We start from the raw sequence: 12870 nt of genomic DNA, 5'->3' as shown, positions 1-12870 counted from the left end.
GCCGCACATCGGCTGAACCCCGGTCGGATGCGGAGGCTCGGCCCCCACCCGACAGTGCGATCCTTGCCGCATGCAGCCCGTCCACGTGTGGATCCGGTCCGAGTCCCGCAGCACGGAGCGGCGTGCGCCCGTCGTACCCGCCGACGTTCCGATGCTGCTGGACGCGGGGTTCGAGGTGACCGTCGAGGAATCACCCCAACGCATCTTCGCCATCGAGGAGTACGCCGCGGCAGGAGCGTCCGTGGTGGCCGAGGGCACGTGGCCCGACGCGCCCCATGATGCCTACGTCGTCGGCGTCAAGGAGCTCCCCGACGAGCCGGCAGCTCTGCGCCACCGGCACATCTACTTCGCGCACGCGTTCAAGGGCCAGGAGGACGCCCGGCGCACCCTCGAGCGGTTTCGCCGCGGCCGAGGCCGGCTGCTCGACATCGAGTACCTCGTCGACCAGGACGGCAGGCGGGTGGTCGCCTTCGGCTACTGGGCCGGCTACGTGGGTGCCGCACTCGGCGTGCTGCACCTGGCCGGCAGGCTGACCGCGCCCCTCACCCCGATGGCCAAGCACGAGCTCGACGCCGAGCTGGAGGCTGCCGGGCACGCGGGGGTCGACCAGCTGCTGGCGCTGGTCACCGGGGCGCAGGGGCGATCCGGTCGCGGCGCCCAGGGCGCGCTGATCGCCGCCGGCGTGCCCACGACCCGGTGGGACCGGCAGGAGACGCGGGACCTGCACAAGCAGGCGCTGCTCGGCCACGACCTGCTGGTGAACTGCGTGGTCACGCACACCCCGACGACTCCCTTCGTGGAGCAGGCAGACCTGGACCACGAGCGCCGGCTGCGAGTGCTCGCGGACGTGACCTGCGACGTCACCGGACCGACCAACATGCTCCCGGTGAACACCGAGGTCACCACGTGGCAGGAGCCGGTCCGGCGACTGCACGACGGCACCCCGGAGACCGGCGGCGTGCCGCTGGAGGTGATCGCCATCGACAACCTGCCCTCGCTGCTCCCGCGCGAGGCCAGCGAAGGGTTCAGCGCCGACCTGTCCCCGCACCTGCTCGGCCTGGCCGGGGAGGGCGGGCCGTCGGCACCGTGGCGCGCGGCCGGCCGTGCCTTCGAGCGGGCGATCGAGGAGCTCGACGCACCCGCGCGCCCCTGACCGGGCTGGTGGGACCTCAGCTCACCCCGGGGTCGTCCAGCACGTCGCGCCAGGAGTGGCGCGGGGCGAACCCGACGAGCTCGCGCGCCTTGTCGATGGCGTAGAAGGTCTCGTCACGACCCATGTCCCGGCGCACGTCGACTCCGTCGTAGAAGCGGTCGCGGATCTCCCGGGTCGTGGCCGCCACGGACATGTCGGCGTTGGCGACGTTGAAGACCTCGTAGCCGAGGCCGTCGACCTCCAGGCAGCGTTGCACCATCTGGCCCAGGTCGCGGACGTCGATGTAGGCGAACAGGTTGCGGCGCCGCAGTGCCGGGTCGGCGAGGAAAGCGGGGAAGTCTTCGGCGTACTCGTGCGGCTCGATGACGTTGTTGATCCGCAACCCGTAGACGTCGGCACCGGTGCGCGCCTGGAACGAGCGCGCGGTCACCTCGTTGGCCACCTTCGACATGGCGTAGGAGTCCTCGGGGACGGTCGGGTGCTCCTCGTCCACGGGCACGTAGAGCGGTGCGCGCTCGCCCTGGGCGAAGCAGACCCCGTAGGTCGTCTCGGAGGAGGCGAAGACGATCTTCCGCACGCCCAGCCGCGTCGCCGCCTCGAGCACGTTGTAGGTGCTGAGGACGTTCGTCGCATAGGTCGCCGCGTCCGACGTGAGGAGGATCCGCGGCACCGCGGCTAAGTGCACCACGGCGTCGTACGTCGGCTTCGCCGGCAGGTCCAGCTCGTCGAAGGTCGCCAGCCCGGCGAGCGCGGACCAGGTCTCGCCGGCATCGGTGAGGTCGACCCGGAGGTCGGCAACCGCCGGGTGCCCCAGCGGGACGAGGTCGGCGTTGGTGACGTGGTGGCCCTGCTCGGCGAGGTACGGCGCGACGTGCTTGCCCGCCTTGCCGCTGCCGCCGGTGAAGAAGATTCGCATGTCCCTTCGTACCCCGCGGGGCGCAGCCCAGACCGTGTGACAGCCAGCTGGCGCCTGCCTCGACCCCGTCTCCCGAAGCCTCCTCGAGACAGGCTCGAGCAGCGCGACCAGCTCGTCGAGGAGCCCCGGGAGCGCAGGCCCTCCATGACCTCGCCGAGCCGGGCCGGCGGCAGGTGGTGGAGCCGACCGAACGACTCCGCGGGGTGGATGCCCAGGCCGAGGGCGCTCAGCACGTGGGCCTCGGTCCCGCCGATCCCCTCGGCGAGCAGTGCGGCGACGTACGTCGAGAGCCGAGGGGATAGTTGTCGCCCGGCCGGGTAAGTCATCTTCCATGGCACCGGAACTCATCGCGGGACGTTATGCGGTGCTCCGCCCCGTCGGCCGCGGCGGCATGGGCACCGTGTGGCTGTGCCGCGACGAGCTGCTCGGCCGAGAGGTGGCGCTCAAGCAGGTCGGCGTGCTGCCCGGGGAGTCGGTGCCCGACGTGGCCCGGGCACTGCGTGAGGCACGCTTGTCGGCGGCCCTGAACCATCCCCACGTCGTCTCTGTCTTCGACGCGGTCGAGGCCGACGACCACATCTGGCTGGTCATGGAGCACGTGCCGGGCGAGTCGCTCTCCGAGCTCGTCGCCCGTGAAGGTCGGCTCCCTCCTGAACGGGTCGCCGCGATCGGTGCCCAGGTCGCCGAGGGACTGGTCGCCGCCCACGCTCGAGGGACCGTCCACCGCGACGTCAAGCCCGGGAACGTGCTGGTGACCGACGACACGGCCAAGATCAGCGACTTCGGCATCGCTCGCGCCCACGGTGAGGAGCAGCTGACCCGATCTGGTCAGGTGATGGGCACACCGCTCTACTTCTCACCCGAGCTCGCACGTGGCGCCGACCCCTCACCGGCAGCGGACGTCTGGGCACTCGGGGCCACGTTGTACGCCGCCGTCGAGGGAAAGCCGCCGATCGCCGGCCGTGGCAGCGCGGTCGCGACTCTCGCTGCGATCGCGGAGACCCGACCGCCTGTCCCCGAGCACGCCGGCTTCCTCACCGAGCCCATCGGACGGATGCTCGACCCGGACCCGGCGTCGCGTTGGACGATGGCCGACGCGGCGCACGCGCTGCGACGGGCGGCCGACGCGCACCGACCCCCGGGGACGCTGACGATGACCGGTGCCTCAGGGCCGCCGTCACGCGCAGAACCGGCGGCGCCGGCCCCGGCCGACGCCGGGACGCCGGAGCGTGACCGGCGGTCCCGCTGGCCGGTGCTCCTCGGCGCGTTGCTCCTGCTGCTGGTGGCCGGGGTCGCCGGCGCCGTGCTCCTCGACCGGGACAACGCCGACCCTTCGGCCGGCTCGGACTCCCGCAGGCAGGCACCCCCCGCCGAGCGGTCGGCCTCCCCGAGCCCCTCCGCAAGCACCTCGCCCTCGCAGTCGCCGACAGCGTCGTCGTCCTCGGCCCCGACCTCTGCGTCCCCGGTGGCGGGTCCGGCGCGCAGCGTGGCGGCGTACTACGCCCTGCTGCCCGGTGACCCCCAGACGGCTTGGAGGATGCTGGGCAAGGACGCGCGAGCGCAGGCGGGAGGCTACGACCGCTACGTCGGGTTCTGGGGAACCATCGACGACGTCAGCCTGGACACGGTCTCGACGGATGGTGGCGTCGTCACCGTCCGGCTGACCTACACCAGCGACGAGGGCACGTCGGACGAGACCCGGCAGCTGGAGGTCGAGCGGCGCGGCAGCGACTGGATGATCACCGAGGACCTCGGGCCGGTCAGGTCCTGATCCTCCCCCGAGGACTGCTCGTCCGGACCGGCCTGACCGACCTCGCGAGGTCGTGCCTCATGCGCCTCTCCACTCGATCATGAGCAGCGTCGAGTCATCCGTGGTCGCTCCCCCGCGCTCGATCATCAGCAGGCGCGACATCCGTCGCACCGACTCCTGGACGCTGACACCGTCGGCCTCGACGCGTTCGATGACCTCCCGCATGCGCGTGTCACCGAACTCGGCGCCGCCCCGGAGATGCTCCTCGATGAGCCCGTCGGTGTAGAACAGGACCCGGTCCCCGCGCAGGAGTGGCCTCTCCGTCACGATCGGGGTGTCACCGCCGAAACCGACCGGCAGCGTGGTGGGGCTGTCCAGCTCGGCCATGATGTGACCGGCGCGCAGCAACAGCGGCGGTGGATGACCCGCGTTGACCCACCGCAGCCGTCCCGACATCACGTCGAGGGCCGCCATCTGTGCCGTCGCGAAGCTCTCCGGACCGAACTGGTCCGCAACGGCGGAGTCCATGGCGGCGTACAGGTCGGACAGCTCGACATCGATGCGTCGGGCGTGCCGGTAGGCACCGATGGCGACGGTGGTCATGACGGCAGCGTCCACGCCGTGCCCCATCGCATCGATCATGCACAGGTGCAGCACGTCGTCGTTGAGCGCGTAGTCGAAGCTGTCGCCGGCGACGTCGTAGGCAGGCTCGAGGGCTCCAGCCACGGCCACCTGCGGGGTGGTCATCATCAGCGGCGGCAGCAGCTGCCACTGCATCTCCGCCGACAGGCTCATCGGCGTGCGCCGACGCGCCTGGAAGAACCGGTCGGTGTACATGCTCTTGGTGACCAGCATGTCCGCCACCAACCCGGCCAGCCGACGGACCAGCCTCCGGTGGTTCTCGTCGACCCGGTCGAGCGTGAAGGCGAGCACCCCGACCCGGTCGGTGCCGTCGAGCAGCGGGACGTACAGCCGGACCACAGCACCCCAGGGCCTCTCGACGATCTCGTCCGTCTGGAAGGCCAGACCGGCCAGGGAGTCGTCGATGGGCTGGTCCGGGCCCACCAGGAGCTCCTCGCCGGGCAGCGCCACCAGGGTCATCTGGTCGTAGTCCTGGAGCAGGACCGTCACGTCCCGACCGCCGATGCGGGCGATCTCCTCCGCGATCAGCGGTGCGATCAGCTGCGGCGGCATGGTGTGTGCCCTGTCCAGCAGCGATCCCAGCAACCGCTCCCCGAACCCTTCGGCCCAGCCGGCCTGTTCGAGGCCGTCCTGTCCTGCCTGTTCCTCCCGCATGGCTCAGGGTAGTTCCGATGGCAGCGGAACGGAGGCGGGGCGGGCCTCGCGACAGTCTCGGTCGGAGAAGTGACGCGCGTCCCGACATGGCCCGGGCGATCCTGGGCACGTCCCGGACATGTTCCTGTTCTTCAGCAACCGCCTCGGCTGTGCCGGCTCACTCCTGCTCTCGGCCGCCATCACGGTGGTGCTGGTCCTCGTCCTCAGTCGCTGAGCAGGGCGCTCGTGCCGCACGGCGCGCATGTTCTCGGCCCGGAGGCGGTACGAGGAGACATGAAGCTGATGAGAACAGCCGCCATGGTCGGCATCGCCAAGAAGCTCTACGACGAGTCGCGCAAGCCGGAGAACCAGGCCCGCATCAACGCCGCGGTCGCCAAGGTGCGTGCGCGCCGCAGCCGGGCCGGAGCGTGAGCCCTCCCCAGTCGGGTACGTACCCGGGGTGACTGCCGTACAGAACAAGCGCCTCAGCCCCGTCGAGCACCTGTCGGCCGGCGACCTCGAGCAGCTCTCGACCGAGCTCGACACGATCCGGCAGCAGGTCCTCGACGACCGAGGTGCCGGCGACGCGCGCTACATCCGGCGGGTCATCGGTGCGCAGCGCACGCTCGAGCTGGGGAGCAGGCTGGTCCTGTTGTTCTCCCGTTCACGGCCGGCCTGGGTGGTCGGCACCGCCGGGCTGACGCTGGCCAAGATCCTCGACAACATGGAGATCGGCCACAACGTCCTGCACGGTCAGTGGGACTGGATGCGAGACCCGAAGATCCACTCCACGACGTGGGAGTGGGACCACGCCACGCCGGCCTCGGAGTGGAAGCGCTCGCACAACGAGATGCATCACGTCTACACGAACATCCTCGGCAAGGACAACGACCTGGGCTACGGCATCCTCCGCGTCGACGAGGACCAGCCTTGGCAGCGTCGACACCTGGCGCAACCGCTGTTGAACGTCATCAACGCCTGCATCTTCGAGTACGGCATCGCGATGTACGACCTCGAGCTGGGCGAGACGCTGCGCGAGAAGCGCGGCATCACTCCCGAGCTCCGGACCCGACTGGGCCGCACCCTCCGCAAGGCGCGGCGACAGGCGATGAAGGACTACCTCGTCCACCCCGTCCTGTCGGGGCCGGCGTTCCGCTCCACGTTGGCCGCCAACCTCACCGCGAACCTGGTCCGCAACGTGTGGAGCCACTCGGTGATCATGTGCGGCCACTTCCCCGAGGGCGTCGAGACCTTCGAGATCGACGAGCTCGACCCCGACGAGAGTCGCGGTGAGTGGTACCTGCGCCAGATGCTCGGCTCGGCCAACATCTCCGGACCGCCGCTGATCCACCTGCTGAGCGGGAACCTCTCCCACCAGATCGAGCACCACCTGTTCCCGGACCTGCCCTCCAACAGGTACCAGCAGATCGCGCCGCGGGTGCGCGAGCTCTTCGACCGCTTCGGGCTGCGGTACCACTCCGCACCGCTGCCGCAGCAGGTCGCGAGTGCCTGGCACAAGGTGCTGCGGCTCTCCCTCCCCAACGGCTGGCTCGCCCGTACGACGTGGCGCAACGCGCCCGGACGGGTCGCCGGGCTGCTGCGCGCCACCGCGAGCCCGCTCGACACCGCCGACGCCGCCGCCTGAGGCCAATTGCCGCGCCGGCGGATCGGTCCGAGACGCTAGCCGGCACGCAGACGGCGACGACTCTCGGCCCAGTCCGCCGCTTCTTCGAAGCCGTTGGGCAGCGTGAAGATCTCGAAGTTCTTCCAGGTGCGGGGTCCGTAGATGCACGTGCTGGGGATCTCGAGGATCACCGCACTCTGCGCGCCGACCGACCATCGGGCAGCCTTGTCGGGGCAGTGCAGCACTGTCCTGTCGACCGTGTTCGCCCACACGAACAGCCGAAAGATCTTCTTGCCTCTGTGCCAGTGCGTGACTGCCTCGAAGATCCAGGACGGTTCGCTCTTCATCTGCCACCGGGCGACAACGGTCACGCCCTTCTTTCGCGCGTCCTCCAGCCCGACTCGGAACCGCAGGCGCTGGTCACCATTGCCGACAGCGACTCGTCTGATGTCCATGGCAGCAGGCACCTCCCAGGAGGGATCGCCTCCCGGGAACGACCGAGAGTCCGCGACGGAAGGGGTTCCCGGTGCGAGCAGCAGAACCAGCACCGACAAGCCGAGCAACAGGCGGCTGAAGGATCGACGTGCCCCCCGGTCAGGAACGACTCGACGACTCGTGAGCGGCGGCATGGGTTCATCCCTGCGTGTTGAGCACGCGTCAGTGCGATGCAGTTTCACGTGGTCCCCCGGTGACTCGAAGTGGCTGGTCCGACGATCCGCCCGCACGCAGAACCGGGTCAGCGGGTCCGGACCCAACGACCGAACCGGTGGTGCGAGGGCGCTACGTCGAGGGCGTAGGTGCTGGAGAGATCCGAGGACTCCAGATTGACTCGGACCTTCGTCGGCTTGGCTCCGTGCGACTTCAGGCACCGCAGCGGCACGACGTAGTTCTGACCGGGACCGGGGATGTCGGGATGGCGCACCTTCAAGCCCCGGCAGCGCCGTTCACCTGGGCCACCGGCCCACCCCTTGGTCCACGTGTCGATGCGCCCCAGGTATGCATGGTCGGAGATGTCGTAGGTCCAGCTGATCATGAACTCGGGACCCCGGTTGCCCTTGACCGTGTCAAGCTGCCAGAACATGCCGCTGGCCCACTCGCTCCCCGGGGCGCCGCGCCAGGCCAGCCGCACGATCCGCCGGTTGGCGGCCACCGTGACCTTGCCGATGTCTCCCTCGCCGGCGATGCCTGAGTAGCCCGGCTTGGAGTCCCCGCTCGGGTCGGCGTGGCGCCAGGTACCCGCGAAGGCGATCGATCCGCTCAGCAGGAGCGCAGCTGTCAGTGCCGTTGTCAGCGCCACCCTCAGCATCGGCTGGACTGCCCTGTTCATCGCCATCGTCGGATCTCGTCTCCTCGATAACAGCGGCCTGTCCGGGCGCCGTCCCGCGAGCGTAGGCGACGCGAGGCGCCCCTGTTGGTCCTTCACCGAACTCGAGCTCGCATGCGCCCGGAACAACCCGGCCTTCGGCCCCCACCGGAGGCCGGAGGGCCCTGTGACGCGCTCACACGTGCTGGTGCACTAGTGCGGGAGATCGGTCGCACAGGTGAGGGGCAGGCGTGATGGGGGTTCTTCGGCGTCGGTGCACGGCACTGCTGGCTGTCGGCGCGCTCATGGTCCTGGCAGCGATGCCCGCAACGGCCGCCACGGCCGCGGAGGGCGAGCCGGGCACCTTCACCGGCGAGGCCTTCGACGCGTGCAGCGCCCCCGCCTCGTCGACCATGGACGCGTGGCTGGCCTCGCCGTACCGGGCGATCGGCGTCTACGTCGGCGGGGTCAACCGGGCCTGCGCGCAGCCCCAGCTCACGGCGACCTGGGTGGCCCACCAGCAGGCGGCGGGCTGGCACCTGCTGCCCATCTACCTCGGGCTGCAGGCGCCCTGCACGACCTCGAACAAGAAGTACCTCATCGACCCGACGCAGCCGCGCTCGCAGGGCCGCGCCGAGGCGACCGCCGCGGTCGCGGCCGCCGACGGGCTCGGCCTGCCCCCGGGCAGCACGCTCTTCTTCGACATGGAGGCCTACCGCACCGGGGACGCCTCCTGCAGCACGGCGGTGCTGCGCTTCCTGGGCGCCTGGACCTCCCGGCTGCACGACCTCGGCTACTTCTCCGGCGTCTACTCCAGCCTCGGCTCCGGAGTCGCCGACCTGGTGCAGGACTACGAGTCGACCACCCGGCCGCACCCGGACTACCTCTGGTTCGCCAGGTACGACGAGAACGCCGGCACCGACAACGACACGATCCCGGACAGCTACTGGTCCCCGCACCGCAGGCTGCACCAGTACCGAGGCGGGCACGACGAGACCTACGGCGGCGTGACGATCAACATCGACAACGACTACGTCGACGTCCGTCCGCTGCCCGGGCCGAGGTTCGGCGACTTCACCGGCAACGGCTGGGGCGACCTCCTCGCCCGCGACCGGGCCACGGGCACGCTCCACCTCTACGCCGGCAACGGCACCAACCTGGAACCGCGGACCAGCCTCGGCGTCGGCAGGTTCGGCTCGGCCACCCGCTACGGCGACTTCGACCGCGACGGGCACGAGGACGTGATCGCCCGGGACGGGACCACCGGCTACCTGTGGTTGTACCCGGGCACCGGAACAGGCCTGGGTCCGCGCGTCCGGCTCGGGACCGGGTGGGACGCGATGCGCGAGATCACGGCCGTCGGCGACCTCGACGGCGACGGCTTCGCCGACCTGCTGGCGGTGAGCAAGGCTTCGGGCCACCTCTTCTTCTACCCCGGCCGCGGCAACGGCCTGGGTCCCCGGACCAGGCTCGGCGCGGGGTGGAACGCCATGAGCGAGCTGACCGGCATCGGCGACCTCACCGGCGACGGCCGCCGCGACCTGCTGGCGCGGGGCACCGCCACGGGCACGCTCTACCTCTACCCCGGCAAGGGCGTGGGCTTCGGACCGCGGACCAGCCTCGGCACCGGCTGGTCCGGTCTCCGCGGCCTGGTCGGGGTCGGCAACTTCGACCGCCGCGGCGCGCCCGACCTGATGGCCGTCGACGCATCCACCGGAGACCTCTACCTCTACCCCGGCCGGACAGGCGGCCTGCGGCCCCGCGTCCGGCTCTCCGGCGGCTGGTCCGACCGCGGTCCGCTGCTCTGACCGGCGCCGGCGGCCGCTTCAGGCCAGCACGTCGCGGGTGACCTCGGCGAGGCTCCGCGTGCCGGTCAGCGCCATGGTCAGGTCGAGCTCGGCCCAGACGTGCTCCATCACGGCGCGGACGCCGTCCTCCCCGGCCAGGGCGAGGCCGTAGACCCAGGGCCGGCCGACCAGCACCGCGCTCGCTCCGAGGGCCACCGCCTTGAACACGTCGGCGCCGCTGCGTACCCCGCTGTCGAAGAGCACCGGCACCCTGCCGTCGACCTCCTCCACGATGCCGGGCAGCGCGTCCAGGGAGCCGATCGCGCCGTCCACCTGGCGCCCGCCGTGGTTGGACACCACGATCCCGTCGACCCCGTGCTCGAGGGCGAGCGCCGCGTCGCGGGGGTCCTGCAGGCCCTTGAGCACGATCGGCAGCGAGGTCCGCTCGCGCAGCCGGGCCAGGTCCTCCCAGGTGAGCGAGGAACGGGAGAAGACGTCGAGGAACGTCTCCACGGCGGCGCGGGGCAGCGGCGAGCGCAGGTTGCCGAGGAGGTCGCCCGGGTAGTGCCGCGCCATCGAGACCAGCGCCTTCACCGCCGCCAGCGTCGGCCGCGGAGTGGGCTCGGTCGAGGGGGTCCCGGCGCGCTCCTCCACGAGCCGCCGGAACGCCGGGTCGCTGGTGTACTGCGCGATCCCCTCGGCGCGCGCGAACGGCAGGTGGGCGAGGTCGAGGTCGCGGGTGCGCCAGCCCAGGACGTGGGTGTCGAGCGTGACCACGATGGCCTCGCTGCCGATCGCCTCGGCGCGGGCGACGAAGGAGTCGACCACGTCGTCGTCCCTGCTCCAGTAGAGCTGGTACCACCGCGGCGCGTCGCCCAGCGCTTCCGCGGTCTCCTCCATCGGCACCGAGCCCTGCGTGGAGATGACCATCGGCAGTCCCAGCGTCCTGGCCGCCGCCGCGACCGCGCGCTCGGCCTGCGGGTGCGCCATCTCCAGCACCCCGATGGGCGCGAGGAGCAGCGGCGCCGGCAGCCGGCGCCCGAACAGCTCGACGGAGGTGTCGCGCTCCTCCACGTCGACGAGCATCCGCGGCACGATCCGGTGCCGGTCGAACGCCTCGAGGTTGGCCCGGGCGGTGTGCTGCTGGCCGGCGCTGCCCGCGACGTACGCCCACGCCTGGGGGCTCATCCGTCGCTGCGCCGCCGCCTCGAGCGCCGTGGGCTCGACGGGTACGACGGGCCGGTGGCCGAACACGCCGGCGCGGTAGATCCGGCCCTGCACCTCCCGGCCCATGCTCACGACGGAGGCCACGGCCCGGTCCCTCGCGGTCTGTTCCCTCTTGATCTGCTCGGTCACGTCCCGAGTCTCCTACACGGATGCTCCGAACGGGTCTGGCGCCGCTCGCCGCCCGGGCGCAGACTCGCGGGTATGGCCGTGCGGATGCGGGACCTCGTCATGGGGGCGCTGCCGCAGCTGCGGGTGCACCCGGTGCAGAAGTGGGTGCGGGCCACGGTGGGCGACGTCGTGGTCGTCGACTCCCAGGCGCCCCGGCTGGTGTGGGAGCCACGGCGGATCGTCCCGTCGTACGCCGTGCCCCGGGAGGACCTGCGGGCCGAGCTCCTCCCCCACGCCCCGGCGGCGGACCCGGACGGGCAGGAGCAGCCGGTGCCCTCGGGCTCGGGCGGACCACCCGTGCTCGACCCGCGCACGCCGTTCGCCGTGCACTCGACCCCGGGGACACCGCTCACGGTGCTCACGCCGCAGGCCGAGCTCCCCGGCGCCGCCTTCGCCCCCGACGACCCGGACCTGGCGGGGTACGTCGTCCTCGACTGGAGGGCCTTCACCCTGTGGTTCGAGGAGGACGAGCCGGTGATGGGGCACCCGCACGACCCGTTCGACCGCATCGACTGCCTGCGCAGCATCCGGCACGTGCGGATCGGCCTGGACGGCGTGCTCCTGGCCGACAGCCGCCGGGCGACGCTGCTGTTCGAGACGCCGCTCCCGGTGCGCTACTACCTGCCCCGCGAGGACGTCGCGATGGACCTGCTGGAGCCGAGCCGCCTGCGCACCGTGTGCGCCTACAAGGGCCGGGCGTCCTACTGGTCCGCCCGGGCCGGGGAGGAGCTGCTCCGCGACATCGCGTGGACCTACGAGCGGCCGCTGCACGACGCCGTGCCGGTCCAGGGGATGGTCGCCTTCTTCACCGAGCGCCTCGACGTCGTCGTCGACGGCGCCGCCGTGCCCCGCCCGGTGACCCCGTGGTCGGACCTGCCGCCGGGCTAGCGCCAGGTCACTTCGGGGGCAGGGACCGGGCGAAGGCCACGCCCCGGTCGACCCAACGGCGCAGGGCGGCGTCGCCGTCCAGCCCGGCGATGTCGACCCGGAGCCACCCGTCCATCGCGCGCCCCCGCATCACCACGAGGTGCACCGACTTGTCGGCGACCAGCGACGGCCCGTCGGCCGGGTCGACCCGCACCATCAGCCCGCCCTGTCCGCTGGCGGAGACCGCCAGGTTCCCGGCGACCAGGAACCCCAGGCCGCCGAACATGTGCTTCTCGGTCACTCCCGGCACGTCCTGCAGGACCACCCGGATCCTGTCGGCGAGCTCCTCGTCGTAGGCCATGAGGGCAGTATCCGCCTGCTCGGCGCCGTGCGGCCCGTCACTCGCTGACGGCGTCGGCGTGGCGGTGCGCCACCCGCCACTCGCCGTCCTCACGGCGGTAGACCTGGGTGGCGCGCAAGGTGTAGCTGCGAGGTCGACCGTCGACGGAGGCCGACGTGTGCTCCAGCCCGGCCGTGTAGGCCATGTCGCCCACCACGTCGAACGCGAGCAGCTCGAAGACGTACGACGTGCAGTCGGAGAAGCTCTGGGCGAGATGCGCGAAGAGCTCGTCGAGCTCGCGCTGCCCCCGCGCGTTGCGCCACGCGCCCAGGACGCTGACCGGCTCGATGCGGGACCACAGCGCGCGGCGCGGCGCGGCGTCGCCGTCGTGCAGCGCCCGCTCGGCACTGACCAGGGCGGTCTCCACCCACGCCAGGAAGTCGTCCCGGTCGGTCATGCC

Annotated in this window: 13 protein-coding genes; 6 read left to right on the top strand and 7 right to left on the bottom strand. The window is 71.6% G+C overall.

Translation table 11 applies throughout. The features are described 5' to 3' along the window. The first annotated feature begins 70 nt into the window (after positions 1 to 70). The gene (locus tag ACFO9I_RS15865; protein WP_379182513.1) at positions 71 to 1153 is read left to right on the top strand and encodes a saccharopine dehydrogenase; all 1083 of its coding nucleotides are present in this window, start codon (positions 71 to 73) and stop codon (positions 1151 to 1153) included. Between the two features lie 16 nt (positions 1154 to 1169). On the opposite strand, the gene ACFO9I_RS15860 is transcribed toward ACFO9I_RS15865, so the two are convergent. Continuing rightward, on the bottom strand, positions 1170 to 2069 hold the full coding sequence (locus tag ACFO9I_RS15860; RefSeq protein WP_379182511.1) for an NAD-dependent epimerase/dehydratase family protein: 900 nt from the start codon (positions 2067 to 2069) through the stop codon (positions 1170 to 1172). A 331-nt stretch (positions 2070 to 2400) separates the two neighbouring features. Between ACFO9I_RS15860 and ACFO9I_RS15855 the strand changes: the two genes are divergently transcribed. Next, the gene (locus tag ACFO9I_RS15855; RefSeq protein ID WP_379182509.1) at positions 2401 to 3840 is read left to right on the top strand and encodes a serine/threonine-protein kinase; all 1440 of its coding nucleotides are present in this window, start codon (positions 2401 to 2403) and stop codon (positions 3838 to 3840) included. Between the two features lie 57 nt (positions 3841 to 3897). Here ACFO9I_RS15855 and ACFO9I_RS15850 read toward each other — a convergent pair whose 3' ends face one another. Beyond that, positions 3898 to 5115: a PP2C family protein-serine/threonine phosphatase gene (locus ACFO9I_RS15850; RefSeq protein ID WP_379182507.1), complete on the bottom strand. Its 1218-nt coding sequence runs from the start codon at positions 5113 to 5115 to the stop codon at positions 3898 to 3900. 273 nt (positions 5116 to 5388) lie between these two features. On the opposite strand from ACFO9I_RS15850, the gene ACFO9I_RS15845 reads away from it, so the two are divergent. Continuing rightward, entirely contained in the window at positions 5389 to 5526 is a 138-nt protein-coding gene (locus ACFO9I_RS15845; RefSeq protein WP_379182505.1) for a hypothetical protein, read from the top strand. Between the two features lie 28 nt (positions 5527 to 5554). Next, positions 5555 to 6739 carry a fatty acid desaturase family protein gene (locus tag ACFO9I_RS15840; RefSeq protein WP_379182503.1) on the top strand — a complete coding sequence of 395 codons (1185 nt, stop codon included), beginning with the start codon at positions 5555 to 5557 and terminating at the stop codon, positions 6737 to 6739. Positions 6740 to 6774: 35 nt separating this feature from the next. Here the strand turns inward: ACFO9I_RS15840 and ACFO9I_RS15835 are convergent, their stop codons facing one another. Next, positions 6775 to 7173, bottom strand: coding sequence for a hypothetical protein (locus tag ACFO9I_RS15835; protein WP_379182501.1), 399 nt, complete (start codon positions 7171 to 7173; stop codon positions 6775 to 6777). Between the two features lie 281 nt (positions 7174 to 7454). Then, on the bottom strand, positions 7455 to 8045 hold the full coding sequence (locus ACFO9I_RS15830) for a hypothetical protein (RefSeq protein WP_379182500.1): 591 nt from the start codon (positions 8043 to 8045) through the stop codon (positions 7455 to 7457). A 296-nt stretch (positions 8046 to 8341) separates the two neighbouring features. On the opposite strand from ACFO9I_RS15830, the gene ACFO9I_RS15825 reads away from it, so the two are divergent. Beyond that, the gene (locus ACFO9I_RS15825) at positions 8342 to 9829 is read left to right on the top strand and encodes a glycoside hydrolase domain-containing protein (protein ID WP_379182498.1); all 1488 of its coding nucleotides are present in this window, start codon (positions 8342 to 8344) and stop codon (positions 9827 to 9829) included. Positions 9830 to 9847: 18 nt separating this feature from the next. Here ACFO9I_RS15825 and ACFO9I_RS15820 read toward each other — a convergent pair whose 3' ends face one another. Then, a complete protein-coding gene (locus tag ACFO9I_RS15820) occupies positions 9848 to 11164 on the bottom strand; it encodes a lactate 2-monooxygenase (protein WP_379182496.1) in 1317 nt (438 codons plus the stop codon). 72 nt (positions 11165 to 11236) lie between these two features. Between ACFO9I_RS15820 and ACFO9I_RS15815 the strand changes: the two genes are divergently transcribed. After that, positions 11237 to 12091 (top strand): DUF427 domain-containing protein, encoded by an 855-nt coding sequence (locus ACFO9I_RS15815; protein ID WP_379182494.1) that lies wholly within the window; start codon positions 11237 to 11239, stop codon positions 12089 to 12091. 7 nt (positions 12092 to 12098) lie between these two features. Here the strand turns inward: ACFO9I_RS15815 and ACFO9I_RS15810 are convergent, their stop codons facing one another. Continuing rightward, a complete protein-coding gene (locus tag ACFO9I_RS15810) occupies positions 12099 to 12431 on the bottom strand; it encodes a TfoX/Sxy family protein (RefSeq protein WP_379182492.1) in 333 nt (110 codons plus the stop codon). Between the two features lie 37 nt (positions 12432 to 12468). Beyond that, positions 12469 to 12867, bottom strand: coding sequence for a nuclear transport factor 2 family protein (locus ACFO9I_RS15805; protein ID WP_379182490.1), 399 nt, complete (start codon positions 12865 to 12867; stop codon positions 12469 to 12471). Positions 12868 to 12870 lie beyond the last annotated feature (3 nt).

Source organism: Nocardioides sp. GCM10023255 (assembly GCF_042653125.1).
Lineage (GTDB): Bacteria > Actinomycetota > Actinomycetes > Propionibacteriales > Nocardioidaceae > Nocardioides.
The sequence above is the reverse complement of the archived record's forward strand: the minus strand, read 5'-3'. Positions and strand labels throughout refer to the sequence as shown.

Bases quoted from the DNA above. Each gene is read 5' to 3' on its own strand.
- ACFO9I_RS15865 (WP_379182513.1), top strand. From the start codon at position 71: ATGCAGCCCGTCCACGTGTGGATCCGGTCCGAGTCCCGCAGCACGGAG.
- ACFO9I_RS15860 (WP_379182511.1), bottom strand. From the start codon at position 2,069: ATGCGAATCTTCTTCACCGGCGGCAGCGGCAAGGCGGGCAAGCACGTC.
- ACFO9I_RS15855 (WP_379182509.1), top strand. From the start codon at position 2,401: ATGGCACCGGAACTCATCGCGGGACGTTATGCGGTGCTCCGCCCCGTC.
- ACFO9I_RS15850 (WP_379182507.1), bottom strand. From the start codon at position 5,115: ATGCGGGAGGAACAGGCAGGACAGGACGGCCTCGAACAGGCCGGCTGG.
- ACFO9I_RS15845 (WP_379182505.1), top strand. From the start codon at position 5,389: ATGAAGCTGATGAGAACAGCCGCCATGGTCGGCATCGCCAAGAAGCTC.
- ACFO9I_RS15835 (WP_379182501.1), bottom strand. From the start codon at position 7,173: ATGGACATCAGACGAGTCGCTGTCGGCAATGGTGACCAGCGCCTGCGG.
- ACFO9I_RS15830 (WP_379182500.1), bottom strand. From the start codon at position 8,045: ATGAACAGGGCAGTCCAGCCGATGCTGAGGGTGGCGCTGACAACGGCA.
- ACFO9I_RS15825 (WP_379182498.1), top strand. From the start codon at position 8,342: ATGCCCGCAACGGCCGCCACGGCCGCGGAGGGCGAGCCGGGCACCTTC.
- ACFO9I_RS15815 (WP_379182494.1), top strand. From the start codon at position 11,237: ATGGCCGTGCGGATGCGGGACCTCGTCATGGGGGCGCTGCCGCAGCTG.
- ACFO9I_RS15810 (WP_379182492.1), bottom strand. From the start codon at position 12,431: ATGGCCTACGACGAGGAGCTCGCCGACAGGATCCGGGTGGTCCTGCAG.
- ACFO9I_RS15805 (WP_379182490.1), bottom strand. From the start codon at position 12,867: ATGACCGACCGGGACGACTTCCTGGCGTGGGTGGAGACCGCCCTGGTC.